The 26,907-nt window shown below is 62.4% G+C and carries 25 protein-coding genes, 2 tRNA genes and 1 pseudogene; 16 read left to right on the forward strand and 12 right to left on the reverse strand.

The features are described 5' to 3' along the window. Window positions 1-6: 6 nt before the first annotated feature. Both K288_RS0122540 and K288_RS46260 read left to right on the forward strand, forming a co-directional pair. Window positions 7-837, forward strand: coding sequence for a molybdenum storage protein subunit alpha (locus K288_RS0122540; RefSeq protein WP_027581602.1), 831 nt, complete (start codon window positions 7-9; stop codon window positions 835-837). Between the two features lie 367 nt (window positions 838-1,204). Further along, complete coding sequence (locus K288_RS46260; protein WP_051334671.1) at window positions 1,205-3,148, forward strand: PAS domain S-box protein; 1,944 nt, start codon at window positions 1,205-1,207, stop codon at window positions 3,146-3,148. Window positions 3,149-3,179: 31 nt separating this feature from the next. Here the strand turns inward: K288_RS46260 and K288_RS0122550 are convergent, their stop codons facing one another. The 8 genes from K288_RS0122550 to K288_RS46265 form a co-directional block, all read right to left on the reverse strand. Beyond that, window positions 3,180-4,064, reverse strand: a complete 885-nt coding sequence (locus tag K288_RS0122550; RefSeq protein WP_027581603.1) for an alpha/beta hydrolase — start codon at window positions 4,062-4,064, stop codon at window positions 3,180-3,182. A gap of 15 nt (window positions 4,065-4,079) precedes the next feature. Then, window positions 4,080-5,489, reverse strand: a complete 1,410-nt coding sequence (gene hydA / locus K288_RS0122555) for a dihydropyrimidinase (RefSeq protein WP_027581604.1) — start codon at window positions 5,487-5,489, stop codon at window positions 4,080-4,082. Then, the gene (locus K288_RS0122560; RefSeq protein WP_027581605.1) at window positions 5,489-6,262 is read right to left on the reverse strand and encodes an aspartate/glutamate racemase family protein; all 774 of its coding nucleotides are present in this window, start codon (window positions 6,260-6,262) and stop codon (window positions 5,489-5,491) included. Before K288_RS0122560 ends, hydA begins: the two co-directional genes overlap by 1 nt. Continuing rightward, window positions 6,259-6,999: a GntR family transcriptional regulator gene (locus K288_RS0122565; RefSeq protein WP_244443218.1), complete on the reverse strand. Its 741-nt coding sequence runs from the start codon at window positions 6,997-6,999 to the stop codon at window positions 6,259-6,261. The genes K288_RS0122560 and K288_RS0122565 overlap by 4 nt, the downstream gene beginning before the upstream one ends. Before the next feature lie 129 nt (window positions 7,000-7,128). Continuing rightward, window positions 7,129-7,860 carry an aspartate/glutamate racemase family protein gene (locus K288_RS0122570; RefSeq protein WP_027581607.1) on the reverse strand — a complete coding sequence of 244 codons (732 nt, stop codon included), beginning with the start codon at window positions 7,858-7,860 and terminating at the stop codon, window positions 7,129-7,131. Between the two features lie 43 nt (window positions 7,861-7,903). Then, window positions 7,904-9,208 (reverse strand): MFS transporter, encoded by a 1,305-nt coding sequence (locus tag K288_RS0122575; RefSeq protein ID WP_043160441.1) that lies wholly within the window; start codon window positions 9,206-9,208, stop codon window positions 7,904-7,906. 219 nt (window positions 9,209-9,427) lie between these two features. Beyond that, window positions 9,428-10,120, reverse strand: coding sequence for an ABATE domain-containing protein (locus K288_RS0122580; protein WP_244443219.1), 693 nt, complete (start codon window positions 10,118-10,120; stop codon window positions 9,428-9,430). Between the two features lie 112 nt (window positions 10,121-10,232). After that, the gene (locus K288_RS46265; RefSeq protein WP_244443220.1) at window positions 10,233-10,949 is read right to left on the reverse strand and encodes a sigma factor-like helix-turn-helix DNA-binding protein; all 717 of its coding nucleotides are present in this window, start codon (window positions 10,947-10,949) and stop codon (window positions 10,233-10,235) included. A 499-nt stretch (window positions 10,950-11,448) separates the two neighbouring features. On the opposite strand from K288_RS46265, the gene K288_RS0122590 reads away from it, so the two are divergent. The 4 genes from K288_RS0122590 to K288_RS46270 all read left to right on the forward strand — a co-directional run bounded on the left by K288_RS0122590 (window position 11,449) and on the right by K288_RS46270 (window position 15,176). Further along, the gene (locus tag K288_RS0122590; protein WP_343208227.1) at window positions 11,449-12,378 is read left to right on the forward strand and encodes an alpha/beta hydrolase; all 930 of its coding nucleotides are present in this window, start codon (window positions 11,449-11,451) and stop codon (window positions 12,376-12,378) included. 116 nt (window positions 12,379-12,494) lie between these two features. Further along, window positions 12,495-13,355, forward strand: coding sequence for an alpha/beta hydrolase (locus K288_RS0122595; protein ID WP_027581611.1), 861 nt, complete (start codon window positions 12,495-12,497; stop codon window positions 13,353-13,355). 139 nt (window positions 13,356-13,494) lie between these two features. After that, window positions 13,495-14,469 carry a zinc-binding alcohol dehydrogenase family protein gene (locus K288_RS0122600; RefSeq protein ID WP_027581612.1) on the forward strand — a complete coding sequence of 325 codons (975 nt, stop codon included), beginning with the start codon at window positions 13,495-13,497 and terminating at the stop codon, window positions 14,467-14,469. Between the two features lie 182 nt (window positions 14,470-14,651). After that, complete coding sequence (locus tag K288_RS46270; RefSeq protein ID WP_051334672.1) at window positions 14,652-15,176, forward strand: DUF417 family protein; 525 nt, start codon at window positions 14,652-14,654, stop codon at window positions 15,174-15,176. Between the two features lie 33 nt (window positions 15,177-15,209). Here the strand turns inward: K288_RS46270 and K288_RS0122610 are convergent, their stop codons facing one another. Beyond that, window positions 15,210-16,064: an SDR family NAD(P)-dependent oxidoreductase gene (locus K288_RS0122610; protein WP_027581613.1), complete on the reverse strand. Its 855-nt coding sequence runs from the start codon at window positions 16,062-16,064 to the stop codon at window positions 15,210-15,212. A gap of 127 nt (window positions 16,065-16,191) precedes the next feature. On the opposite strand from K288_RS0122610, the gene K288_RS0122615 reads away from it, so the two are divergent. The 3 genes from K288_RS0122615 to K288_RS0122625 all read left to right on the forward strand — a co-directional run bounded on the left by K288_RS0122615 (window position 16,192) and on the right by K288_RS0122625 (window position 19,018). Beyond that, the gene (locus K288_RS0122615; protein WP_027581614.1) at window positions 16,192-16,578 is read left to right on the forward strand and encodes a response regulator; all 387 of its coding nucleotides are present in this window, start codon (window positions 16,192-16,194) and stop codon (window positions 16,576-16,578) included. A gap of 560 nt (window positions 16,579-17,138) precedes the next feature. Then, on the forward strand, window positions 17,139-18,356 hold the full coding sequence (locus K288_RS0122620) for a GGDEF domain-containing protein (protein ID WP_027581615.1): 1,218 nt from the start codon (window positions 17,139-17,141) through the stop codon (window positions 18,354-18,356). Between the two features lie 38 nt (window positions 18,357-18,394). Further along, window positions 18,395-19,018: an N-acetylmuramoyl-L-alanine amidase gene (locus tag K288_RS0122625; protein ID WP_027581616.1), complete on the forward strand. Its 624-nt coding sequence runs from the start codon at window positions 18,395-18,397 to the stop codon at window positions 19,016-19,018. 319 nt (window positions 19,019-19,337) lie between these two features. Here the strand turns inward: K288_RS0122625 and rpoH are convergent, their stop codons facing one another. Together rpoH and K288_RS0122635 are read right to left on the reverse strand one after the other, a co-directional pair. Continuing rightward, window positions 19,338-20,234, reverse strand: a complete 897-nt coding sequence (gene rpoH, locus K288_RS0122630; RefSeq protein WP_027581617.1) for an RNA polymerase sigma factor RpoH — start codon at window positions 20,232-20,234, stop codon at window positions 19,338-19,340. A gap of 214 nt (window positions 20,235-20,448) precedes the next feature. After that, window positions 20,449-21,429: an RluA family pseudouridine synthase gene (locus K288_RS0122635; RefSeq protein WP_027581618.1), complete on the reverse strand. Its 981-nt coding sequence runs from the start codon at window positions 21,427-21,429 to the stop codon at window positions 20,449-20,451. 129 nt (window positions 21,430-21,558) lie between these two features. Here K288_RS0122635 and K288_RS0122640 point away from each other — a divergent pair, with 129 nt between their 5' ends. The 7 genes and pseudogenes from K288_RS0122640 to K288_RS0122665 all read left to right on the forward strand — a co-directional run bounded on the left by K288_RS0122640 (window position 21,559) and on the right by K288_RS0122665 (window position 26,669). Then, a complete protein-coding gene (locus K288_RS0122640) occupies window positions 21,559-21,894 on the forward strand; it encodes a hypothetical protein (protein ID WP_027581619.1) in 336 nt (111 codons plus the stop codon). 50 nt (window positions 21,895-21,944) lie between these two features. Next, window positions 21,945-22,019 (forward strand) — tRNA-Glu (locus tag K288_RS0122645). An 88-nt stretch (window positions 22,020-22,107) separates the two neighbouring features. Beyond that, on the forward strand, window positions 22,108-23,949 hold the full coding sequence (locus tag K288_RS0122650) for a site-specific integrase (RefSeq protein ID WP_343208230.1): 1,842 nt from the start codon (window positions 22,108-22,110) through the stop codon (window positions 23,947-23,949). Further along, window positions 23,946-25,340, forward strand: a complete 1,395-nt coding sequence (locus K288_RS0122655; RefSeq protein WP_027581621.1) for a hypothetical protein — start codon at window positions 23,946-23,948, stop codon at window positions 25,338-25,340. The genes K288_RS0122650 and K288_RS0122655 overlap by 4 nt, the downstream gene beginning before the upstream one ends. A 466-nt stretch (window positions 25,341-25,806) precedes the next feature. Beyond that, a pseudogene (locus tag K288_RS54845) lies at window positions 25,807-26,189 on the forward strand (hypothetical protein); the annotation flags it as partial. Window positions 26,190-26,279: 90 nt separating this feature from the next. Further along, a tRNA-OTHER gene (locus K288_RS52570) sits at window positions 26,280-26,372 on the forward strand. Beyond that, window positions 26,373-26,669, forward strand: a complete 297-nt coding sequence (locus K288_RS0122665; RefSeq protein ID WP_027581623.1) for a hypothetical protein — start codon at window positions 26,373-26,375, stop codon at window positions 26,667-26,669. Between the two features lie 109 nt (window positions 26,670-26,778). Here the strand turns inward: K288_RS0122665 and K288_RS52575 are convergent. Next, window positions 26,779-26,907, reverse strand: a 129-nt coding sequence (locus K288_RS52575; RefSeq protein WP_152535634.1) for a transposase domain-containing protein, incomplete at its 5' end; no start/stop codon positions are given.

The following is a 26,907-nucleotide window of genomic DNA, read 5'->3' on the forward strand; positions in this document are numbered from 1 at the left end:
ATCGTCATGGCCGACACCAACCAGATCAAGCACGTCGCCTCGCCGCTCGCGCGCCAGACTCTGCTCGACGGCAATCTCACCCGTCCCGTCGCCGGCGGACGCCCGATCCGGCTTCTCCCGTGGCTGCAGGTCGTCAAGATCGGCGGCCGCTCCATCATGGATCGCGGCCATGAGGCGATACTCCCGCTCGTGGCCGAGCTACGGGCGCTTTTGCCCGAGCACCGTCTGCTGATCCTGACCGGTGCCGGCATCCGTGCCCGCCACCTCTACAGCGTTGGCCTCGACCTCGGTCTGCCGGTAGGGTCGCTCGCCCCGCTCGCCGCGAGCGAGGCCGGCCAGAACGGCCATATCCTTGCGTCCTTGCTCGCGCCTGAGGGTGTCTCTTATGTCGAGCATCCCACCATCGCGAGCCAACTCGCCATCCATCTCTCCGCGGCCCGCGCAGTCGTGGGAAGCGCTTTTCCTCCGTATCACCATCACGAGTTCCCGACCTCGCGCATCCCGCTCCACCGAGCCGACACCGGCGCGTTTCTGCTCGCCGACGCGCTTGGCGCTGCTGGCCTCACGATCGTGGAGGACGTGGATGGGGTGTACACCAGTGATCCCCATGGCGCCGACGGGAAACAGGCGAAGTTGCTCCGAGAGACAAGCGCCGCCGAGCTTGCGAAGCATCGGGGCACGCTCCCGTTCGATCCGGCGCTCATCGAGGTCATGGCGAACGCGCGACACATCGAGCACGTGCAGGTCGTGAACGGACTCGTTCCCGGTCGACTCACTGCGGCGCTGCGCGGCCAGCATGTCGGGTCGATCGTTCACACCGGCGCGCGCCCGGCCTGAGGGCCGGCGCGATGGGCGAGCAGACGACATTCGAAACGAAAAGGCCCGCAACTGAGGTGGCCTTATTTCTTGTTGCACGCATCCTCGATGCACAGCCAATCATGGTCGGAGAACTACGGAAGGGACCCTTACTCTTTCTCCCTCCATGAGGCAGGGTTCTTGGCTCTTGCGGCCAATGAAAATGTCGGGACAAACTGCCGTCGCCGCCGGTGGGAATGACGGGGATGAAAGCAGCGCCCGTGCTGCGTCGTTCCGGAAAACCCGAGGGTCAGCTTGCCAGGCTGGCTGAATGAATGGTGCCGACCGCGATTGCGGGGCGCACTTCCTTGGCCGTTTCGAGACCTGACAGGCGCCCGGAGCAGAACCAATGGACGACAATGCGACTTCGCCAACGGCGATCACCTCGCGTACTTATCTGATCCTTAGCGTCGCCATCGCTATTGGGACCTTCATCGTTGACGCAATCACCCCCGCCGAATCGGTGATTGCCGCGCTGTACGTCGGCGTCGTCTTGCTGTGTGCCCGGTTTCTTCAAACGCGTGGTGTTGTGCTCGTATCCTTCGGCTGCATGGTGCTGACGGTGCTTGCTCATTTTCTGACGCCATACGACGACGATTTCGAAACCATCTCCATTTCGAACCGCATTCTCAGCCTTGCGGCGATCGGCGTTGCGACTTTCCTCGCCGTGCAAAGCCGATCACAAGAGATGGTTTTGCGCGAGCAGGCAGGACTCCTCGACCTTACCCACGATACAATCTTTGTGCGCGACATGAAGGATGTCATCACCTACTGGAACCGCGGCGCCGAGGAGCTGTACGGGTGGAAGAAGGCAGAGGCCATCGGCAGGGTCACTCACGACCTCATGCGCACGATTTTTCCCATGCCGCTCAAAGCGATCATGGAAGAGTTGCTTCGCACCGGTCGCTGGGAAGGAGAGCTCGTCCACACGAGGAAGGACGGCACGCAGGCAATCGTGGCCAGTCGGTGGTCGCTGCAAAAGGACGCACGTGGCCTTCCGGTCGCGATCCTGGAGACCAACAATGACATCAGCGATCGCAAGCGCGCGGAGGATGCGCTGCGGGAGAGCGAGAGGCGATACAAGAGCATCTTCCGGACGGCGGGCGTGTCGATCTGGGAAGAGGACTTCTCTCAGATCAAAGCGGCCATCGACGAACTGAGAGCTCAAGGCGTTGAAAACTTCCGCGCCTATTTTGCGGCACATCCGGAGATCGTACGAGAGTTCATCTCGTGTGCGAAGGTTGTCGACGTAAACGATGCAACAGTCGAGCTGTTCAAAGCGCAGAGCAAGGATGAGCTCCTCCATTCGCTGGATGCCGTATTCACCTCCGAAACATTGGAAGCGTTTGCCGGGGAGTTGATCGCCGTCGCAGAAGAGCGCCCATATTTTTCAGCCGAAACGATTCTCCAAACACTGAAGGGAGACAAACTGACAGTCCTCTTTGCGATCACCTTTCCGCCCCGACCTTCCAGGCTCGATCGCGTGTTGGTGACAATCACTGACATTACCGAGCGCAAGCGGGCCGAGGAGGCGCTGCACGAGGCTCAGGCCGAACTCGCCCATATTACGCGCGTCACCACGATGAACGCGCTGACCTCCTCCATCGCCCACGAGGTCAGCCAGCCACTTAGCGCCATTGTCAGCAACGGCTATGCGGGCCTGCGCTGGATCGACCGCCAGCCGCCCGATCTCGAGGGGGCGCGAAGGACGTTCGAGCACATCGTCGGAGATGGGCATCGGGCTGGCGAGGTGATCGGGCGGGTGCGCGGGCTCCTCAAGAAGACACCCACCATCAGGGGAAGTGTTGATGTGACCGAGCTGATCCAGGATACGGTCGCCGTGGTCCATGGTGAAGTGCTCCGCAATGGGATCCTGCTGCGGACCGAGTTAGCGCGCGAACTTCCGCCTGTGGTCGGCGACCGAGTACAGGTGCAGCAGGTGCTGCTGAACCTGATGATGAACGGCATCGACGCCATGAAGGAGGTGACGGAGCGGCCGCGCGAACTCTGGATCCGGTCCCATCTCGATGAATCCGGGGCAGTGGGCGTAGCGGTGCACGACACCGGGGTCGGGCTGGATCCGAGCAATGTGGAACGCCTGTTCGAGGCGTTCTATACGACCAAGTCCGAAGGCATGGGCATGGGCTTGGCGATCTGCCGATCGATTATCGAGGCGCACGGCGGACGATTGGGGGCATCTCCGAACCAGCCCTGTGGGGCCGTATTCAAGTTCAGCCTGCCGCGCGAGCGGGACGAAACCGCTTCCGCGGCGGCCGAGCCAGGGGAGCATTGAGTGTGGCCGGACGCTTGCGAGGGCAACTAGTCTAGCCCTTCATTCCCGTGATCGAGCTGCTGACCGCCCGCGGATCGCGGAGCGGCCAGCGGCCGCAATCGACCTGGGCCAGGAAATCGCCGACGATCCGGTTGTAGTCTTCCGGCTCCTCGATGTTGATCGCGTGTCCCGAATTTGGCATCACCGCGAGCGCGGATGACGGGATGCTCTGCTTCATGAGAATGCCCGGCAGCAGGCACGGCCAATCCTCGTCGCCGGTGATGATCAACGTCGGCACGGTGATGCGTTTCATCTCCTCGACCAGCGAATAAAGCGAAGGCCGCTCCTTCTGCACGCCCTGCTGTGTGTTGGCCGATCCGACCGCCGAATGTTCGGCCAGCATGGCCTTGAACTCGGCGTGACCGCGCGGATCCTTGTTCTGATATTGTACGCGCGTCGGCCCGTAGGCATAGCGCTCGGCGAACGCCGTCATGCCGTCGCGCCGGATCATGTCGGCGATCACGTCGGCCTCGGCGCGGAACGTCTCGCGCTTGTCCGGCTCGGCGCCGTAGCCGCAGCCGCCGACGCAGAGTGATAGCGCCCGCTCAGGGTGACGCAGGCCGAAATGCAGGGTCGCAAAGCCGCCCATCGACAGGCCGACGATATGCGCCTGCCGCTCGCCGATATGATCGAGCACTGCGAGGATGTCGTCGGCGGCGCGTGCCTGCGAATAGGATGAGACCTGCTCCGGCACCTCGGACGGTGGGAAGCCGCGCGCGTTCAAGGCAATGCTGCGATAGCGCTTGCCGAAATGCCGCATCTGCAGCTCGTAGCTCCGCAGGTCGCCGGCGAATTCATGAACGAAGATGACGGGGCGGCCGGCTCCCGTTTCCTCGAAATAAAGGCGCACGCCGTCATCCGTCGTCGCATAGGGCATGTTGATCTCCCGTGGTCAGAAATTGGCCGTCGCCGCCGGCTTGCTTCGCGGCAGGTAGGTGCCGTGGCCCTTGGCTCCGACGAGGATGCCATCGTCGACCACCACGCGTCCGCGCACCATGGTCAGCACCGGCCAGCCCGTCACCTCGAGCCCCTCATAGGGCGTGTAGTCAGCGCCATCATGGATGAGTTCATGGCGGATCGTGACCTTGCGCTTCGGATCCCACAGCGCGATGTCGGCGTCCGATCCCACCGCGACCGTGCCCTTGCGCGGATAGAGGCCGTAGATCTTGGCGTGATTGGTCGCGCTGAACGCGACGAAATCGTTGAGGTCGATGCGGCCCTTCACCACGCCTTCCGAGAACAGGATCGGCAGCCGCGTCGCCACGCCGGGAATGCCGTTCGGCACCCAGCGGAAACTGGTGCGGCCCCTGGGCGCGAGCTTTCCCTGCGGGTCGTCATAGCGGAACGGGCAATGGTCGGATGAGAACACCGAGAACACCTTCTGCTGCAGGCCTTCCCAGCACGCCTGTTGGCTCGCGATGTCACGTGGCGGCGGCGAGCACACATACTTGGCGCCTTCCATGTTGAGCTGTTCCAGATCCTTCTCGGTCAGAACCAGATATTGCGGACAGGTCTCGCCGAGCACGTTCAGCCCGCGCTGCCGGGCGCGGCGGATTTCCTCCATCGCTTCGCGGTTCGACACGTGCACGATCATGATCGGCACGTCGACGAGTTCGGCCAGCGAGATGGCGCGATGCGTGGCCTCGCGCTCGACCGGGATCGGCCGCGAGGTCGCATGGAAGCGCGGCGCGGTCTTGCCGGCGCGTTCGAGACGGTCGGTGAGGAAGCGGATGGCGTCGAAATTTTCCGCGTGCACCATCAGCATCGCGCCCGTCTCGCGCGCGACCGACATGGTTTCGAGCAGTTCGCGATCCGACAGCGCCAGCCCCTCATAGGTCATGAACACCTTGAGCGAGGTGTAGCCATCCTCCACCAGCGCCGGCAGCTCCTGGCCGAGCACCTGCTCGGTCGGGTCGGTGACGATGAGGTGGAAGGCGACATCGACGTGACATTCGCCTTCCGCCAGCGCGTGGTAGCGCCGCAGCGCCTCGCGCAGCGTCTGGCCTTTCTCCTGCAGGCAGAACGGCAGCACGGTGGTGTTGCCGCCGAACGCCGCCGAACGCGTGCCGCTGGCAAAGCCGTCGGCCATGACGATGCCGTCGCCGGATGGCTGGGCAAAATGCACGTGGCTGTCGATGCCGCCGGGCAGCACCAGGCGATCGGTGGCGTCGATGATCGTCTCCGCCGCGCCGAGGTCGTGCCCCAGGGCCGCGATCTTGCCGCCCTGGATTCCCACGTCGCAGGCAAAGGTGTCGGCGGCGGTCGCAACGGTGCCGCCGCGGATGATGGTGTCGAACGGCATCAGCTGGACCCTCCTTGCGCATCATGTCGCGGCCGATGCTCGATGACTGCGGCGAGCGGCTCCGCCAGCCCGATGGTCGCCTTGGCATCGGGACGGCGGAACGTTCCGGCGACGGGCTTGCGCAGCTTCAGCACGGCGAGCGTCTCGGCCTGCCTCACCGCTGCGGCGACCGGATCGATCACCGGCACCGGAATGCGATGGCTGACCTTGGCGGCAAGGCCGGCCAGCGGCGCCCCGGAAAGAATGACGGTATCGGCGCCATCCTGTTCGACGGCGCGGTTGGCGAGCGTCACCAGCATGTCTTCCTTCTCGGCCTGGACATCGGCGATGGATCGGAAGCCATCGTCGAGCGTCCGTATGCCGGCGCAGCGCGCGCCGAGGCCATGCATGGCAACGCATTCCTGGTACCAGGGCGCGAGCGCGCGAGCGAACGTGACGATAGAGAAGCGCTGACCCGCCATGCAGGCGGTCAGCATCGCGGCTTCGGCAAGGCCTACGACCGGAAGGTCGAACAGTTCGCGCGCGCCGAACAGGCCGGGATCGCCGAAGGCGGCAATGATCGCCGCATCGATGCCGGTGCCGGCCTCCGCCAGCATTTCCAGCGCGATGGCGCCGCCGATCTGGGCCTCGGCGCGGGTCGCGATGTAGGGCACGCCGCGGCTGGCCGTCATCGCCACCAGCTCGGTGCCGGGCGAGGCCACCTGCGCGCCGGCCGCATGGAGCAGGTCGGTCACCGCTGACGTGGTATTGGGATTGAGCAGCAGGATCTTCACGACGCGGCCTTTCTCGTTACGCTGCGCATGCTGGGCCGGGCTTTCGGCGGGCTGGCATCGTCCGCGTCGGAGTCCAGTGTGGCGGCCATGATCTCGCCGGTGCGGCGGACATGGTGGCCAAGCAATTGTCCGGCGCGGTCGGCGTCGCCGTCCTTGAGCGCGGCCAGAATGTCCTGATGCTCGCGCACCGATTCATCCCATCGCCCATGGACCGACAGGGCGAAGAAGCGCGCACGTTCCACCCGCGCCAGCAGGATATCGTGCGTGGCTTTCAATACAGCGTTGCGGGCGAAGTCGACGATGGCGCTGTGAATCTGCTGGTTGGTCTCGAAATATTCGCGCAGTTCGCCACGGTCGTGGTGCCACTCGATGCGCTCCTGCAGCGCCTCCAGCCGCTCCACATCGCGCTCCACCATCCGCGTCGCGGCAAGCTCGGCGGCGCAGCGCTCGATCCCGCTCACCGCCTCGAACAGTTCGGTCAACTCTTCGCGCCGGAATGGCGCGACGACGGCGCTGCGGTTGAGCCGCAGCTCGACCAGGCCTTCGGCCGCCAACTGCTTCAGGGCCTCGCGGAGCGGCGTGCGCGAGATGCCGAGCGCCTCGGACAAATCTGCTTCGAGCAGTTGCTCGCCGGGCTTGAGGTCGCCGCGCACGATCAATGTGCGAAGCCGCGTCGCGGCTTGCTCATGCAGGCCGGTTCGCGGCACGCGCAGCCGTCGCCGTTGCAGCGCCGTCACGCCGCGGCGCGACTTGGGCTCTTTCCTGGTCTTGGTCGCTTTGGTCTCAGTCACGATCAGTTTTCGTTCCGGTGAAGAATCTCCGCACCTTCGAGCGTCCTGTGAAGCGCGTCAATCAAATTGGCCGTGTCACTCGATCGGGATTTGAAACAGGCTGCCCCAGCCGCGGATGCGTGACGGATCAACGCCGGTTGCGGCGAGGCACGCCCACAGGGTCACCGCGATCGAATCGAACACCACGACACCAAGCTTCGCCTCCAGCCGCGCGGCGGCGCCGGCGCCCCGCATGTTGGTGCAGACCACCGCGACCGCGTCGCAGCCCTCGTGCGCGACCTCTTCGATCAGCCTCGCCACCTCGGTCTCCGGCACTTCCGCGAAGGAAAAATTGTCCTGCAGCGAAAGATGGCGCTCGGCGACGCAATGCAAGCCTTCGGCGGCCCAATTGGCGATGATCTTGTCCTGCACATCGCGGCGATAGGGCGTCACCAGCCCGATGCGCTCCGTTTTGCGGCGCCTGAACAGGTTGCGGTAGGCGAGCACGGTGGTGCAGGCCTTGATGCCGGTCGCGGCCGTGATGCGTTCGCACAGACGTTCGTCGCGCTCGAAGCCGAGCCAACTTGCCGATGTTCCGTTCCAGGCAATGACGTCCACCTTCGCATGCGCCAGCAGCTCGGCGGCGCGCAGGATCTCGCTGTCGTCGAACTGGCGGAGCGCGGATTCGGACAGCGCGATTTCAGTCACCTTGAAGCGCGAGAAATGCGCCGAGACGTCAGCGATGCCCGACAGCATCGCATAGGTGATCGGCTCCAGCGCGGTGTTGGACGAAGGGGTGAGCATGCCGAGCCGGACGGGACCAGTCATGTAGCAGCCTCGAAGATCGCGACCATCCGTCGATTCATCCGATTTACACAGGCAATTTGCGGCTGTAGTCGATCAGCGTCGAGCAGATCAACAGCGCAACGCCGGCGGCGGCGAAGAACATCAGGGCGAGGAAGTAGGAGCCGGTGGCCTGCACGATCAGGCCGACGATCAGCGGCGTCATGATGCCGGCAATGTTGCCGCCGAGATTCATGCAGCCGCCGAGGAAGCCCGATTTGTCGCGGCCCGCAAGCGCGGAGGGGATCGCCCAGTACATTCCGCACCAGCGCAGGAAGAACAGCGTCGATGACAGCAGCACCACGACCGTCACCGGGTCGCGCACATAGGCCACCAGGAAGATCGACACCGTCGCCATGATGGCGGCAATGCCGAACAAGGTGCGGAATACCAGGTTCGGTGCACCGCCGCGGCTGCGCCAGGTGTCGCCGATCCAGCCGCCGACCAATTCGCCGACGAAGCCCGAGAAGAAGATGATGAAGGATGCGCCGCCGAGCACCTTGATGTCGAAATTGTGCACCTTGAATAGATAGGTCGGCATCCACGTCAGCAGGCCGTAGAAGGTGGTGTTGAAGAACATCCAGCCCAGGCACATGCACCAGACCGAACGGAAGCGGAAATAGGCCATCCAGTTTCCGCCGGAGGAGGGCGGCGTGGCGGCGTCTTCCAGCGCATGCGCCTGTTCGATGTAGCGCGCTTCGGCTTCGTTGACCGAGGGGTGCTCGCGCGGTTCGTTGCGGATGTAGTACCAGGCCCATATGCCGCACAGCATCGTGCCGACGCCGGCGATGACAAAGGCGGTGCGCCATGAATCGAAAGCCGCGATCAACCACGCGATCACGATCGAGCCGAGCGCGGCGCCGAGCGGCGCGCCTCCGTCGAGCAGCGTCGCGCCACGCCCGCGCTCGGTCTGCGTCATCCAGATGGCATTGAGCTTGCCGCCCGCCGGATAGATCGGCGCTTCCGATGCGCCCAGTCCAAGCCGCGTCAGCAGCAGCACCCACCAGTTGGTGGCGACCGCTGCGATCGCCTGGAAGGCTCCCCAGAAAATCGTCGCCAGGGCGATCACGATCCGTGGCTTGTAATGGTCGGCGAGCAGGCCGCCGGGAATCTGCATGAAGGCGTAGGTCCAGAAGAACGAGCTCAGGATCAGGCCCTGCATCGCCGGATCAACATCGAACTCCTTGGAGATGAGTGGCATCGCGACCGAGAGCGAGGCGCGATCGATGTAGTTGATCGAGATGAGGAACAGCATCAGCAGGAAGATATTCCAGCGCACGCCGGTCGGCCTGATGGCGCCCGTCGCTCCGATCGCGGTCACCTGATCGCTCATTGCTCCCTCCTACTGCCGGCAGACTTCTGGCGAGCGTCTCCATTGACGTTCATTCGTCCCCTGACGTCGCCAAGTCTGGTCCGATCGAAGGCCAGCGGCAACAACATTTTGTATGCTGCATGCAATATATTATATCATATTGATATATATCATATTTTTATATCAGAAGTATCCGCGATGCTGAAATTTTGTCGCGGAGCTGATTACGAATTGGGCGATCTACTTTGAACGTTTTGCCTGCTGAGCGCGCTTCCGGTGCGCGGCCTGTTTCGCCCGATTGCCGCACACCGCCATGCTGCACCACCTGCGCCCGCGGCTTCGGGTTCGATCGACGAACAGCAGCGTGCAATCCGGGCCCTCGCAGGCCTTCACGCAGGTGAAATCCTCGGTGCAGACGAGGTCGGCCAGCGATCGCGCCAATGGGAGAAGCAGCGACTCCGGTGATTGCCAACGCCGCTGTCGGCGCCAGACGAGGCCGGAAACCCCGCCATGGCCATGGTCCCTCTTGTTGGGCCGATCACGCACCACGAGCTGGCCGAATTCGTCGTCGCGCGCCAGCAACTGGTTCAGCGGTTCGAGTTGGCGCACTGCACTCGGCTCAATGGGCCTGCCCATATGTTTGTAGACGAAGGGCTTGAACCAGTCCCGCAGCGCACGCGCTTGCGCGGCAATGGCATCCAGCTCGCCGGGAAGGGCGCCCTTGCGAAAAGCGTTCAGCACCTCGTCCGGCACCAATCCGGCCTGCTTCAGCCATGCCAGAAGATCTTCCCCCGAGGCCAGCCACTCGACCTTGACGTCCACCGGGACCGCAATGGAATTCAGGAAGTCCAGTCCCGGGTTATCGGCGATGAAGACAGGTGGCGGGCGCTTGGTTGTCACGGGGTTTCCAGAGCAGCGGGCATAGGCCGGCAAGGTGAAATATAGCCGCTGACAGCTTGCCTTCAATAACCCGCACAAAGCGATGTCGCGGGTTAGAGACGCGCCCTGCGGCCGAACCGGTTGCGACGCGTAACGACTCTGCCCCTTACCTGCTCTCTCCACGCGCGCCACGGCGTTTCCGAGAATGAGCGGACGTCGTTGCGGCAACGACGTCGCAGGAGACCAGGGCAGCGAGTCTCTTCAGGCCGCGATGGATGTTGATCTTGACGAGCGGCGCGGACTGGCCGGTGACGTCGGACGCGCGGGCAATGCTCAGGCCGTTGAGCTTCACGAGGCGGATCACGATGGCTTGCGCGGGCTTCAGGAGGCCAAGCAAATCGTCCATCGTGGCGGCACTGACCGCAGGCCCCTCGTGGTCCTCGGTCGGTATGTCTTCGTCGAGCGGGAGCGCGGCGAATCGAGACGCGTCACGGATACGATCGATCCCCTTGTAGCGTGCAATCGCCATGATCCACGCTCCGAAGGCCCTCGACGGAGCGTATGTGTGCCGCTTGGCATGGATCGCGAGAAGTGCATCCTGTCTTGCATCATCTGATACGGGATATGGAAGCCGCCGTGCATAGTAACGGCGGAGCCAGAGGTCTATTTCGCGGAGCAACTGCTCGTAGGCCTGACTGTCACCATTTTGCGCGGCGACCATCAGGCCGCCCCATCGCTCGAAACGGCTATTCCAATCCGTGGACTGCAATGCGTTCTGCGCGCCTGGCGACGAACGACCTGTGACGTCGTAGGACAGCAGCTTCTCGGCTGAACTCCGGGCGCATGCAGCGCAACCGGCAATCTTATCGCGGATGGTGTTCATTGGAGAGGCTCCTCTCGACGCAATCAAGCAAGGCTCTGGCAAGCAAGGCTCTGGCAAGAAAGGCTCTGGTTTCGAACGGCTTTCTGAGTGGACCGTCGTCCAGCATGGATATCGACAATCGTGCAGCACCTGGACACGCCCACGAGTAGTTCGCCTGTTTTCCGGCTCCGCATGTCCCGGCGGTCAATCCCGCCGTGCGGCACGCGAGAAATTTTCCGTCCCCTGTAACCAAACCCGTTTGCCCAACGAAAGATGGTCACGTGAGGCCGGTCTAAGTGGGCGGGAACAGCCATATCAAGGAGAAGTGACGTAACCGGAGATGACGTAACAGACAAGTTACTGCGCCTGAGGGACGGGAACTTCATGTGGTCGCGTCAGCGCGGTCGGCATTCATCCGCAGCCATTGTCAGGGAGAGTCCAGCAGATGACGGACAAGACAGACGTCGCACGTCGCACTGTGCTTCGCGCAATTACCGCCGCTTCCGGTACCGCACTATCGTTGACCCTCTCGCAACGCGCCGCCGCTCAGCCTGTCGACGAGGCCGCGCCGGCCGCTTCCGGTCAGTTTGAGACCGCGGAAATCGACACCGGCGACAACACCATTTTCATCAGGCGTTACGGAAAAGGATCGCCGCTGCTCATGGTGCATGGTTTTCCGCGAACCAGCCTGATGTGGCGTCACGTGGCGCCGCAACTGGCGAGCAAGCACACGGTGATCTGCGTCGATCTGCGCGGATATGGCCGCAGCGGGGTGCCCGCTTCCGCCGAGGATCACTACCCTTATTCAAAGCGGGCAATGGGGAACGAACTTGTCACGGTGATGGACAAGCTTGGCTTCTCGCAATTCGATCTTGTCGGGCATGACCGTGGTGGCCGCGTTTCCTATCGCCTTGCGCTCGATCATCCTGAAAGGGTGCGACGTCTCGCGGTGTTTGACGTCATCCCGATCTCGGAAGGATGGGCCCGCGCCAATGCAAAGTTCGCCACGACATATTGGCCCTGGATTCTTCTATGCCAGAAGGAGCCGCTTCCGGAAAAGTATCTTCTGGGCGCACCCGGTGCTGTCTTCGATAATCCGTTTGGCGAAGGCTCCTTTGGTCCCGATGTCAGAGCGGCGTACATCGAAACCTATCGCGATCCCGCCCGCGTGCACGCAATCTGCGAGGAGTATCGCGCGGCTGCATCCCTGGATATCGAGCATGACAAGAAGGACAGGGAAGACTCACGGCGTATCGCGTGCCCGATGCTGCATCTCTGGGCTGCCGGCGGTCCACTCGATACTTTCTACGGACAGGATGGCGGCCCATTGGGAATCTGGCGGAGGTGGGCCGAGAATGTACAGGGTCAAGCCATGAAGGGCGGCCACTTCTTTCCCGAAGAAAACCCAACGGAAACAACCCAGATCCTGGACGCCTTCCTGTCGGCTTGATGCGCCGAACGCAGTCACGTGGGATTGAGCCGAATGGACTGGATCGACCACATCGGATGTAGTAACCGCTTAATGCGTTATAAGAAGGTTACTACCTCGAAGCTGGGGAACTCTTCATGACCAATGTTCATTACCGGAAGGCTGATGTCGACGGGTTCAAGGTATTCTATCGCGAAGCCGGGCCGGCCGATGCGACAGCACTGCTGCTCCTTCACGGGTTCCCAACGTCCGGCCACATGTTTCGCGAGCTGATACCGGCGCTGTCGGATCGCTTTCGCGTCATCGCGCCGGACCTGCCTGGCTTCGGCCAATCCGACATGCCGCCTCGCGACAAGTTTTCATACACCTTTGACCGACTGGCCGAAGTGATCGAACGCTTCACCGAGGTGATCAGCCTTACTCGGTTCGCAATCTATGTGTTCGACTACGGTGCCCCGACCGGATTTCGTCTCGCCGTTCGCCATCCCGAACGCATCTCCGCAATCATCTCGCAAAACGGCAATGCGTATGAGGAAGGGCTGAGCGAAGGCTGGGGTCCCATCCGGGCCTATTGGCAGGATCCCTCGCAAGCCAATCGCAACGCGCTCCGATCTTTCCTCGCCCCGGAGACGACGATCTGGCAATATACGCACGGCGTGTCGGATACTGCCTCGGTTTCACCGGACGGCTATTCACTCGACAACTTCTATTTGGCCCGCGCGGGCGCGGCCGAGGTGCAGCTGGACCTGTTTGGCGACTACAAGAGCAACGTCGCGCTTTATCCGGCTTTTCAGGAATACTTCCGCAAGCACAAGCCACCGTTCCTGGCGGCTTGGGGCAAGAACGATCCTTTCTTTCTGCCGCCGGGTGCGGAGGCGTTCAAGCGAGACATTCCGGGTGCGGAAGTCCGCTTCTTCGACACCGGCCACTTTGCACTTGAGACTCACTGCGAAGAAATCGCCGCCGTGATCCGCGATTTTCTTTCGCGCTTGAAGTGAAATCGATGCATAGCCGCAGCAATGCGGCCCGAGCAGTTCCTTCCGGAGCATGATCCGGAAAGTGGAAACCGGTTTTCCCTCGCGACAAACGCGAAGCGTTTGCGCGGAGATCATGCTCAAACAAAGAGAGGGTGGTCCGATGCGCGCAATCGTTCTCGAAAAATTTGGTGGCCTCGACAGCCTGGTGATCAAGGAGATCCCGGAGCCTGAACCGAAGGCTGGACATGTCGTGATCCAGGTAAAGGCGTTCGGCATCAACCACGCCGAGTTGCATATGCGCAGGGGCGAGTGGGCAGAGGCCGCTCCGGTCAGCGGCATCGAGTGCGTCGGCCTCGTCAAATCCTGCCCCGGCGGCGAGTTTCCAATCGGCGCGAAAGTCGCCGCGCTGATGGGCGGGCTCGGCCGCACGATCAATGGCAGTTATGCCGAATATACCTGCGCACCGGTTTCAAATGTCGCGCTGATCGAAGCGGATCTGCCGTGGGCTGAACTGGCGGCGATTCCCGAAACCTATGCGACCGCATGGACCTGCCTGTTTCGCAATCTCGGGATCGAGAAGGGGCAATTGCTCGTCATTCGCGGCGCGACCTCCTCGTTTGGTCAGGCCGCGCTCAAGATGGCCGTCAACGCCGGAGCCCATGTGATCGCAACGAGCCGGAACCGCGATCGCTTCGCCATGCTTGAAAAGCTCGGCGCCGAGCGCTGCGAAGTCGAGCGCCGCGATCTGTCGAAGGTCATTCCCGAGGCGAAGAAGATCGATGCTGTGCTCGACCTGGTGGGCAATACGGTCATGCTCGATTCTCTTGCCATGCTTCAGCGCGGCGGCCGTTCCTGTCTGGCCGGCTGGCTCGGCGGTCTTGATCCGATCCCCGACTTCAATCCGCTGCTGCAGATGGCCAGCGGCGTCTACCTGACCTTTTTCGGCAGCTTCGTGTTCGGGACTCCGGGCTTTCCGCTGTCGGACGTGCCGCTTCAGCAGATTGCCGCCGACGCCGCCGCGGGCCGGCTCGACGTGAAGCCCACGCGGGTCTTCCGTTTCGAAGAGATCCGCGAGGCGCATCGCGTCATGGAGGCCAACGAGGCCAGGGGAAAATTGGTCGTGGTTCACGCGTGAGCCCAAGCACGACGCACGAATCCAGACAGCGCTGATGGCGCGCCGTGGGTCGTTGCGTCCGCGAGAACTCCATACACACCGTTGTGAACCAGGACTCGTAACGGCGGGCGCTGCCGGTGCGTACGGGATGTCATGATCTTCAACCCGTCAGCGTCGTCGATCTCAGTCAAGAGGCGAGCCACATGAAGACACGTTTCAACATCGCCGAAAGGGGAGACGGGTCTTACCGACTGCTGGCTATCCTCCGCTGGGTCATGGTCGTCATCTTCGTGTCGTTCGGCATGCAGAAGTTCACGTTGCAGTCGGCACAAGGCATCGTTCAATACATCAGCAATAGTCCATTTATTTCTTGGTTGTCGGTATTTGGTCTGCGGGGAGAAGCCAATGTCCTCGGCGTTACCGAGCTTGGCATCGCGGTGCTTCTTGCGGCCGGGGCATTCAGCCCGGTCCTGTCAGCGCTCAGTTCGCTGCTGGGCGTGATGACGTTCGCCGTCACCTGGTCGTTCTTCTTCACGACGCCCGGTGTCGTTAAATGGAGCTGGTCGACCGACCCGATGGCCTGGAACTTGGCCGGCGAGTTCCTATTCAAGGACATCGTCCTGCTCAGCGTCTGCATCGTGTTGTTCCTCGCCTCTTTGCCGCGATCTTTCATTCGATCACGCGGCAGCGAAGCGAAGCCCATCGCGATGGAGCAAGCTGCGCGATGATGGGTTTCGCTTCGCTCTACCCATCCTACGGCGCTATCGCGAGGACTTCCCCGCTTGCGCCGTCTCCCTGCCGAGCCGCCGCTGCAGCACCGACCAGTACGTCGCCGGCAGGAAGCGTTGCAGCAGGTCCATCAGGCGGGCGTCGCGGCCGATCAGGATGCGCGGCCGGTTGTTCTCGATGCCGGCGATAATGGTGTGCGCGGCGGCAGTCGGTGTCATCCTGGCGGCCGTATCGAACCATTCGATCGCCTGCGCGCGCCGCGTATTGTCGGATACGCCGACGCCGGTGCGGGAATTGCGGACGATGTTGGTGGCGACGCCGCCCGGATGAACCACCGACAGCCGCACCGGGCTGCCCGACATTGCAAGCTCATGCCGCAGGCTTTCGGAGAAGCCGCGCACGGCGAATTTGGCGGCGCAATAGGCGGTCTGGCCGGGCGGTGCGACGATGCCGAAGATCGAGGAGACGTTGACGATGTGCGCTTCGCGCTGGCGCGCCAGCTGCGGCAGGAAGGCGCGTGTCGCATGCACCGTGCCCCAGAAATTGATGTTGAACAGCCATTCCATCTGCGCCTCGTCGATCTCGTGGAACTGGCCGAGCAGGGAGACCCCGGCATTGTTGATGAGGATGTTGAGGGCCGGATGCGCGCGGTTTGCGGCTTCCGCGAAGCCCGCGATTTGATCGGCTTCGCCGACATCGACGCGATGCACCGTGACTTTCCGCACGCCCGCTTTCGCAATCTCGGCGGCCACCGCGGCAAGGCCGGCCTCGTCGCGGTCGGCCAGCGCGAGATCGGCGCCGCGTCCGGCAAGCTCGATCGCGAGCGCCCGGCCGATGCCGCTGGCGGCCCCCGTGACGGCCACCGCACTTCCGGAGATCGCAGTCATTGCTTCAGCTCCCAGAAATGGGGGGACTCATCTGTAGCACAGGGTTCCGCAAGTTTTTCGCCGCTGGAACTGAACCAGATCGCGGTGGAAGTTCTTAACATGTATTACTGCAGGAACGGAGGCGCCCATGGAACAAGCAAGGCCGCTTCGCGCAAGAGCGCTCGTCGTTGAAGACGACCCGATGCAGCGGCAGATGATCGGGCTCTTACTCGAAGAGAGTGATTTTGATGTGATCGAATGCGCCAGCGCCGAAGCTGCGGAAGCGGTTCTGCAGCGCGACGGCGAGGACCTTGATTTGATGATGACCGATGTCGAGCTCGCCGGCTACAAGGACGGCGTTGAACTCGCCCATATCGCCAAGCGCCGCAATCCCGCCCTTGGCGTCATCGTCACCTCGGGCAAACCGCTGCGGCGGAAGCTGCCGGATGGCGCGAAATTCTGGTCGAAGCCCTGGGCCCCGCTGGATGTGATCCGCGAGGCGGAGCGGATGGTGCTGGCGCGAGCCAGGGCGTGATCCGAAAAAGTGGAGCGCAAAATCAAACGGCGGGCCCAAAGCCCGCCGTTTTGATGAACCCCGTTGAGCGCCCGGGCACGGCGAGCGCGCGCCGCGGCCCGGGCTGAAACAGCTACTTCTTCTTGGCCTTCTTCTTGGTGGCCTTCTTCGCCTTTTTCGCCTTCTTCGCTTTCTTAGCCATAGTATCCTCTCAGGGTTTCATGGATTGAACGCGACGCTGAGGCATGCTTGGCGGAGGGCCAACCTCGCAACATCCTCGGTTGACAAGCTCAACAGATTCGCGGCGCGCTGCCGCGCGCTGTCACCTCGCTGTCATCTGTTATCCACAGCTGTTGCGCGTTTTCCACCTGTCGCCACAGGCTCACGCCCCATCAACGGCCGCGCCGACAAGGTTAATGCTGCGGAAATTCGATCTTCATCGATTCAAAACCACAGCACCGAATAGGCGATCGAATTGAGATTCCGTTAAGCCAGACGGCCGCATGTTGCGGTCGCGAGAGAGCCGTCACGGGCGGCCCGTTCACCTTGGGAAGGGGCAGGATGCACATCCTGGATTTGCGGTGCTGAGCGTTCCGACGCTATGGACGACCTGCGTCGCCAATTTTTGCGCGATGAGCCTGGTCTGGATCTACGTCGCGCGCAGCTACCCGAAGTTCGAGGCGTCGCGGTTCTGGACCGCTGCGGCGCTCCTGGCGACGGCGGGCGCCGTGACCTCGATGCTGCGCGGCGTCGGGGAATTCCGCTTGCTGGTGCTGAGCTGCAGCGTGCTGCTGATGATGGCATGCTGGTCCTGCCTGATGGGCATCCAGCGCTTCTACAATGAGCCCATCACCTGGCGCCTCGCCGTGGTCATCCCCGGCCTGACATGGATCGGCATCGCCTTTTTCCTGTTCGTCCAGGACGACATGCCGATGCGGATCGCGATCTACTCGCTCGGGCAATCGATCCCGGTTGCGATGACGCTGCATCTATTGATGACACAGCGCGAAGAACGTAACGCCGGCGCCCGGCTGGGCGTCTTCTGCTCAGTCCTCATCCTCGCCGTCTATTTCATCCGCTCCGCATGCGCGCTGCTGGGGATCGGAGGCGACCTCACGATCGTCGATTTCAACGGGCTCCAGGCGGTGCTGATGCTGGCGCTGGTGTTCCTGTCGATGGCCTGGAACTTCGGCTTTCTGTTGATGGCGATCGACCGGCTGCGCAACGAGGTCGCCGATCTCGCACTGCTCGACGACCTCACCGGGGTCGGCAACCGCCGCCATCTGCTGCAGCGGGTGACCGAGGAGTGCGCCCGCTCCGTACGCAGCGGCGAGCCGTTCGCGCTGCTCGTGATCGACCTCGACGGTTTCAAGGGCATCAACGACACCCATGGCCATGCCGCCGGCGACGCCTGCCTGCAGCATTTCGCGCTGATGGCGCAGACCCGGTTGCGGCCCGGCGACATGCTGGCGCGCAGCGGCGGCGACGAGTTCTGCATCGTGCTGCCGTCATCCACGCTGCGCGAGGGGGCCATGATCGCCCGCCGCTTGCTGGAGGTGTGCCGGGCCGACGCGGCGGAATGCTCGGGCCGGGAGATCCCGATCGCGGTGTCGATCGGGGTTGCGCAGTGGACCGCGGAGATCGGCGCCTATCCGGACCGACTGTTCGTCGTCGCCGACCAGGCGCTCTATGAAGCCAAGAAGCGCGGCCGCGACGGCTACGCGATCTCCGAGCCGGCCCCGGCGCTGGTGCCCGAAATCCCCGATATGCCTGATATGGTGAGGCGCAAGACGGCGTGAGCCGTGCCACGCGAGGCTGCGGTCACAGGGGCCGATGCATGAACCTTCGCCTGCTTGCGGCGGCGCTTTGCACCATGGCGGTGATCACCTCGGCCTACGCGCAGACGCCTGATCTTGCGGCGATCGCGCGATCCTCGGGCACACCCGAAATCCCGGGCCTCAACATGGTGTGGCTCGCGCCCTGGGGCGACGTCGCAAAATCCCATCCCTGGCGCAACATCATCGTGCACCAGACCGAAGGTCCGGCAGGCTCGGCCCGCGGCGGTGCACAGGCGCAATCGAAGAACCCGAGCCGGCGCGGCGTGATGGTGTGGGTCGAGACCGACGGCACCGTCTACTGGGCGGTCGACGAGAAACTCGTGACGACCCATGGGGACGGCGCCAATCGCAACGACAACAAATTTATCGACAACGGGGCGACCTATCATCAGGTCGTCGCCGGCAATTCGATCGGCGTCGAATTCGCCGGCAACTATCCCGACGTGACGCGGGAGGCCACGGCGGCGCAGGTCGCGGCGTGGCGGATCCTGGTGAAGGTGCTGCGCGCCCGCTACGACATCCCGCTTGAGCGCGTCTACGCCCACAACTGGATCGACTTCAAGGACGCCCGCTATTGCGAAGGCTGCGCCCTGGCGAAGATGGCGCGGGAGTGGGGTGAGTAGGGCGTGATCCGATGACGTTGAAATGCGGCCGCGATGGAGCTGCGCCCCCTCCTCCCGCTTGCGGGGGAGGGCTGGGGTGGGGGCTGTCTCCGCATAGGGATCCCCCGAGAGGAGAGAACCCTCACCCGGCGCTTCGCGCCGACCTCCCCCGCAAGCGGGGGAGGTGAAGTCAACTCGCGGCCGATTCAACCTCGAGCGAAGTGGACACCGGTTCGCGTGAAGAAAACGGCATCGGTTCTGATTCCATCAGAACCGATGCTTTAGGAACAAAAAAAAGCCGGCGTTGCCGCCGGCTCTTGGATGCTGCGCTGTCGCGCTGTCAGTGCGCGGCTTCGAGCGCCGCTTCCTGCTTGGCGATCGTGCCCTTGACGGCCGATTGCACCTTCTCGAAAGCGCGGACCTCGATCTGCCGCACGCGCTCGCGCGACACGCCGAATTCGGCGGCGAGGTCTTCCAGCGTCATCGGCTCGTCCGCAAGGCGCCGCGCCTCGAAGATGCGGCGTTCGCGCGGGTTGAGCACGTTGATGGCGCCGGTCAGAGCCTGGCGGCGGTGATCGAACTCTTCGCTCTCCGCCATCAAGGCTTCCGCGTTCGGCGCGGTGTCGACCAGCCAGTCCTGCCATTCGCCCGCTTCGCCGTCGTCGCGGATCGGTGCGTTGAGCGACGCGTCACCGCCGAGGCGGCGGTTCATGTCGATCACGTCCTGATCCGTCACGCCGAGGCGGCTCGCAATCAGCTTCACCTGGTCGGGGTGGAGGTCACCCTCGTCCAGCGCGGAGATCTTGCTCTTCGCCTTGCGCAGGTTGAAGAACAGCTTCTTCTGGTTCGCGGTGGTGCCCATTTTCACGAGCGACCAGGAACGCAGGATGTACTCTTGTATCGACGCCTTGATCCACCACATGGCGTAGGTGGCGAGACGGAAGCCCTTCTCGGGCTCGAATCGCTTGACCGCCTGCATCAGGCCGACATTGCCTTCCGACACGACTTCGGATATCGGCAAGCCGTAACCGCGATAGCCCATGGCGATCTTGGCCACGAGCCTGAGGTGGCTGGTGACGAGTTTATGTGCCGCGTCGCGATCGTCGTGCTCGCGCCAACGTTTCGCGAGCATGTACTCCTGCTGGGGCTCCAGCATGGGGAACTTGCGGATCTCGGCGAGGTATCTGGAAAGGCCGGATTCTCCATTGAGAACCGGTAAGGTAGCTGTACGGGCCATACTTGCGCCCTCCAGTGGTTCAGGCCCCCGATAGCGGCGGGCCCGGCAGGCGGCCGCTGTGTTAAAGCCGACCGGCTTGCGATGTTCCGCGTTGGATATTCAACGCACGTGCAACATACACCCAACGGGCCACGATAGGGAAGGATTGCTGACGTCACGTCCCCGTGTGGCTGGTATAACTTATTGTCATATCAACGCTTTTTCAAGGGATGCGTCATAGCGCCGCCTTTAGGGCGCGTTCCAGGAGAAGCATATCCTCCGGTAGAGGAGCCTCCCAGTGCAAAATTTCTCCGGTCCTCGGATGCTCGATGGTCAGGAGGTAAGCGTGGAGCGCCTGGCGGCCGAGGGCGGCCAGCGCGGCCTGGGCCTCGTGGCCGAGCTGGCTGGCTTTGGTCTTGAAGTGCGGGCCGTAGACGGAATCGCCCAGCAGCGGATGGCCGATATGGGCGAGGTGTACCCGGATCTGATGCGTCCGTCCGGTCTCGAGCCGGCACGCAAGCAGGGAGGCCACCGGCTTGCCGTCGCGCCCCTGAAACATCTCCTGCAGCTCCCAATGGGTGACCGCCTCGCGACCGCCTTCGCGCACCGCCATCTTCTCGCGCGCATGCGGATGGCGGTCGATCGGCGCGTCGATGGTGCCGCGCTGGCGGTTCGGCACACCCCAGATGAAGGCCATATAGCCGCGCTCCATCTCCCCGGTGCGGCCATGGTCGGCAAATTGCGCGGTCAGTGACTGGTGGGCCTGGTCGTTCTTCGCCACCACCATCAGGCCGGTGGTATCCTTGTCCAGCCGATGGACGATTCCCGGACGGCGTACGCCGCCGATGCCGGAAAGGCTTGCGCCGCAATGGGCGATCAGGGCGTTGACCAGCGTGCCGCTCTCGTGACCGGCGGCGGGATGCACCACGAGGCCGGCCGGCTTGTCGATGACGATGAGGTCGTCGTCCTCATAGATGATGTCGAGTGCGATATCCTCGCCCTTCGGCTCCGGCGGGACGGCTTCCGGAACCTCCACCCCGACCGTGTCGCCTTCGGCGACGTGAAAAGCAGGGTCGCGGACGGGAGCGTCCTTGACCGTGACGGAGCCGGCGAGGATCAGCGCCTTCAGCCGTGACCGCGACAAGTCCGGAATGCGCTGCGCGAGGACACGGTCGAGCCGGGACGACCCCTCGTCGCCCTGAACGACGACGGCCAGCCTTTGGGCCCCAAGGGGAGCAACAGGCGGGACACCAGGGGACGACAGGCCTTGTTTCGCTTCGTTCGCGCTTACTTTCTTCGGCAAAACCGGTTTCCACTTCCGCCGATCATGTTTAAAGAGCCGCCCATGACCGAAACAACGTTTCCTGAACCGACCCAAGAGCAGGCCGCCCTGATCGCGCGGGTGCGGCGGATGATGCTGATCGCGGGCCTGACCTCGGCGCTCGCGGTGGCCGTGGTCCTCATCGCCGTCGGGTATCGCTTTTACCGCGGGGAGGGAAGCCCTGCCGCCACGACCGACGTCACGGCCGCCCTGCCGAAGGGCGCCCGCATCGTGTCCACCGGCATCGCCGGCGACCGCCTGGTGGTGACCCTTGATATAGGCGGGGCCACCGAAATCCGCACATTCGACGCGAAAACGCTGAAACCTTCGGGAAAACTGCGCTTCGTCAGCGAACCCTGAGCCAAGCTCGCTTGCAGTTTTCGGCTTTCGAGGCTATTGCCTGAAGTCACGCTCCCTTCGTCTAGCGGTTAGGACGCGGCCCTCTCAAGGCTGAAACAGGGGTTCGATTCCCCTAGGGAGCGCCAGCGGCTCTAGAAGCGCTGAGATTTCAAAAACATCACGCAAATCATGGCTTTGTCTGCTGTCTGGTGGTAGCAGAAGGTGATAGCTTTGGTGCGGGTGTCGATGGGGATAATCAAAGACCGACACGGGACCTATTACGTCCAGCAAAGGGTGCCTGCGCACCTGCAGGCGGCGGTCGCGAGCATTCTGGATGCTGACGAACCTCGTCGCGTCTTTCTCAAAAAATCGCTGGGCACAAAAAACCTGAAAGAAGCGAAAGCAGCGGCGCCCCACGTCCTGACCGACTTCAACCGGATCATCGCGGAAGCGGAAGCTCTCCTTAAAGAACAGCCTGTCGTCACAGCCCTGACCGATACGCAAATCAAGCGCATGGCGGAGAGTTACTACGCGACCATGTTGGCTGATGATGAGGAGGAGCGCAGGGAGGGCACCGGGTCTGAGCCTGTGTTTCAGGGCGTTGCAAAGCAGCTGGATACTGCGGGGGTCGAATACGACACGCCCTTCGCTGTGGGTGTCTTGCCTGAGGCAGGACTGTCGGACCGCGAGATTTTCAAGCGCGCGGAACTCCTCGAATATCAACTGCCGATGGTCTCAGCCGCACTTGCGCGGGGAGACATCACTGTGATGCGGGAGGAGCTGGACGAGCTGCTGTATGCGTTCCAGTGCAACTTGGACCGCAAGAGCGCCGCGTATCGCAGGCTCGGAATGGCCGTGCTGGCCGCTCACGTTCGTGGATTGAAGGACATAGAGCGGCGAAATGCCGGGGAGCCCATCGAGACACCACACTCAGCCTACGCGCACCCAGGCGCCCCTGTGGCCCACGAAGGAGGCACACTGCGCGACGCGTTGGAGGGTTGGAAGAAGGAGCGCGAGCGGCCTGAGAACGTCACCCACGAATACGCGCGCGCGGTAGAGATGTTTATTCAGCTACACGGCAACCTAGCCATAGCTTCGATCAAGCGCTCTCACGCTCTGGCATTTCGCGAAGCCCTCCGTTTGGTCCCCAAGATCAGGAACGGCGACCTGCGGAAAGCCGGATTGCCCGAGCTGAGCCAATGGGGGTGCGAGCATCCTCAGGCACCCAAGGTTTCCGTGGCAACCGTCAACAAGCAGCTGGGCGCAGCGCAGGCCATCGCCAACTGGGGCTACGACAAGGGCTTCGTGCCTGATGATGTGCCGTGGCCCGATCCCTTCAGGAACATGCGGCTAGAGGAGGAGCAGTCCGAGCGGGGCTCCTTCAACGCGTCGGAACTGCAGGCCGTCTTCAACGCACCAATCTTTACAGGCGGCGAAGTACCTACGGGTGCCCAAGGGGCCGCCGGTTTCTGGCTTCCGGTGTTGGCACTGTTCACCGGTGCACGTCAGGCTGAGATTGCGGGGTTTCAGGTCTCGAATGTTCAAGAGCTTGAACGTGTGCCGCTCCTATTCATTGTGGCCAATCGGCGTGCAGGTAAACGCGTCAAGACGAAAGCGTCAGAACGCGTCGTTCCCATTCACCCTGAACTCATAAGGCTTGGGTTTCTGGATTACGTGAAACAGCGGGCGCGTGATGGTGCAGACGCTTGGCTATTCCCTCTGATCGCTCCAGACCAGCGCCGCGCTCTCTCCGCTTGGTCGAAATGGTTCGGAAACTACCTGCGCAAGCAGATCGGGGTAACGAGTCCTGATAGGGTTTTTCATTCATTTCGTCACAGCTTCCAAGACGCCCTCCGACGCGTCACACCGGACGCGGAGCTGCGTGATGCCCTTCCCGGCCGAAGCAGCCGTAACAAGTCAGTTAGCCGTGACTACGGCGCGAAGTACATGATCGACCGCTGGGGTGTCGCGACGCTGCGCAAAACCATCGAAGGCATCTCGTATCCCGGATTGGACCTGTCGCGCGTCCGGCCACTCAACACACCGACCACTGCTCGTGGCAACAAAACGAAATGACGTTCATTCCCATCGATCAAGACGAGCTACAAGCCGCAACCTATGCCAGCTTACGGGCGCACCCTATCTCCGCGGAGGCCAAGGCTCTCGTGAGCACGTTGGCTCGCATGCTGGATGACCACGCCCTCGCGACAGGAGCGCGGAAGAACAAACGCAACAACACCGCCGAGAAGCTGGACTACGCGGTGGGAGCGTTCCTAGCGGACCTGTTGCGAGGGTATGGCGATAGCGAGCCGGAGCCTAACCCGTGGGTCTACCGGAGCATGCACGCGAAATCGTTCACCGGCGCTTCGGTCTCGTACCGCACGTTCAGTAGGCTGGTGGACGTCCTGATGCAACTCGGGTTCATCCAACATGTCGATGGGCACAAGGTCTCCAACGAAGACAGAGGTAAATTCGGCGCTCGCTTCCGCGCTACACCAGCCCTGTTGGCGTTCTGCCGTGACCGCTCTGTCGATCCTGCGAGCGTTCATGATCACTTTGAGTTTGAGTATGACCTGCCGACCGAGGTCGTTGAGCTGCGAGCCACCAAGAAGGGCCAATACTGGGTGAAGACCAAGCCCGTGGGGGCGCCTATGCAGTTCGAGAGGGCCGGCGTTGTCACGCTCATCGAAGACCAAGTGAAGGAACTAAATGAGTTTTTCGCGCAACAGAAGCTTCGTGGTGGATCACACCATGGATATGTGCGCGTTTATAACAACGGTGATAACCCTCGCTTCCACTGGAACATGGGCGGGCGGCTCTACAGTCAGCACTTCACCGACAGCTACCAAGTCATGAGCAGCGATGAGCGGCTGAAGATGACCATCAACGGCGAGCCTGTCGCCGAGATAGACATTAGAGCGAGCTATCTCACAATCTTCCTCTCACTCAATGGCATCCAGTTGCCCGAGAGTGATCCTTACGACCTTCCTGGCCTCGGGCCGGTACACCGCGACGCAGTGAAGCAATGGATGGTGGCCACCTTCGGAAACTCAAAGCCTATCAAGAGGTGGCCACCGCGTATGCTCCAGAAGATGCCTGAGCTGAGCCAGTACAAGCCGTCCACGATCATGGAGGCTGCACTGACTAAGTATCCGGCTCTGGCTTCTTGGGGGCAGCCGCTAAGGGCTGTGACCTATGGCTGGGCCGACCTCATGTGGATCGAAAGCAACGTCATGCTATTTACGATGCTGGAGCTCAAGCGAAAGCACCAGATTCCCAGCCTGAGTGTCCATGACAGCCTCATCGTGCCAGCTCATGGCGCCGAAGCAGCACAAGCAGTGCTTCGAGAGAAGTTCCACGATCAGCGACGAGTAATACCTCTCCTGAAGATAAATTGGTCAAAAACTCTCAAAAAAAAGCCAACCAGAGGAACCGAAGGGACACCAAGGAGGAGGGGGGAAGGATGAAGAAGGGTAGAAGAGAGAAGAGGTTACTTAGGTACACTGGAAACGTTTTACGTTGCAGAGCGCGTGGGAATGTAATGACCGGATGGGAATACCGAGCTTCCTGCGCCCGCTCCGACAGAAGGGCGATTCAGAGAGGACCGCTGGGGCGATTTTTTCCTTCCCCCGTCTGTTTCCCAGCTTCGGCCTCCAAGGTGGGCCTGTACGGCCCAGCGGTGACTCAGGATTCGTTTGTGGCCACTTCGGCTACCCTAGGGCGGCCGACCCAAACGGCTACCGGTGGACTCCGTAGAGTCATCTGGAGGCCTGGCCATCGGTTTCGCGGGGGGCAGCGTGATGGGTGGCACCGGATGCTCTATCCACACCCGCGGACGCTGAAGGCCCTCAGGTCACCCTCGCAAATCCTAGCGGCTTCCCATTGAGCGCGTCCGGTCCGATCATGGGAATGACCACCAAGTCCTGACATTCCATTTGCGGTGCATCAGTTCCTGCAGCGGCGAAGCGCGCCAAGGCGTCCGCAAGGAGTTCGATAGCTCGCGTGTGGGCTTTGGAATAAACGCATGCTTGGCTTCCGTGGACCTGCGCAGCCATCGCCCACGCTCGGTGACGCAGTAAACGCGGGCTGCCTGTATCTGGAAGTTCGCTGTTTAGGCTGCGACACGCCCCCGACCGTTGCGCTCGATTTGATCCGTAGGCCGAAGACAACACCGATCCACGAGCCTTGAGAGGTACATGCGTTGGAAAGACTGTTCGGAGCTGCGCAGGGATGCGTACGAGAGGCAGCCATTTGGTGCCCTGCGGCAGCGAAAGATTTCGGCGAGTATTCCGCCGTCCACATGGTGTCCGGGCGACGATAGAGTCGGGGCTACCTGGATTAAGGGCCCATTGAGCTTGCCAATTAAAGGTAGAAATTGGCGGCGGCTAACGCTAGAAGCAGACCAAGGTGCCGAAGTGTAACGGTAGCACTCCTGCCGAGTAGAGGCCAACCATTGATCAAAGCAGGCAGAGCAGGTTCAATTCCTGACGGCGCCACCAATGACTGAATGGAAATCTCAACCTCTTTCTGAGTTGCTGGACGACATCGGCGAGGCTGTTGCATCGCTGAACGCAGTAGTTGTCGGTCTCGATGCTGTCGAGAAGGGCCACCAAAAGCCCGAAACCTTGGACGTCTCATTCGACCCGGACGACAGGCGCTCTGCTGCGAGAAAAGCTCGGAAGTTTGTCGTTGAGGCCGTTCTGGTTCGCGTCTTTGAGGCCCTTTTTCAACATACGAACTTGATCTCTACTCTGCCGCGCTTTGGTTCGGTGGTCAGTCGGTGGGATGGAAAGTAAGCGCGCATTTTGCTGCACAGGCTGCGCGCGCGGCTGGCCGCGGTGTCGCGTGACGCCGGGCCGCAGCGGGATCATCGGAACGGCTTGATTGATCCTGAGCGTTCGACCGTCAGCCGCTGTCGTTGTCAGCTGGCAGGTTTTTTTGAGCGGTGCAGTTGAACGGCAACAGATCTTCGATATCGGCGTCTGGCGCGCGCTGGGGCAATTCGGTGAGCGCGTGACGTAGCCATGCATAGGG

The organism is Bradyrhizobium sp. Ai1a-2, assembly GCF_000426245.1.
In the GTDB taxonomy this organism is placed as follows: domain Bacteria; phylum Pseudomonadota; class Alphaproteobacteria; order Rhizobiales; family Xanthobacteraceae; genus Bradyrhizobium.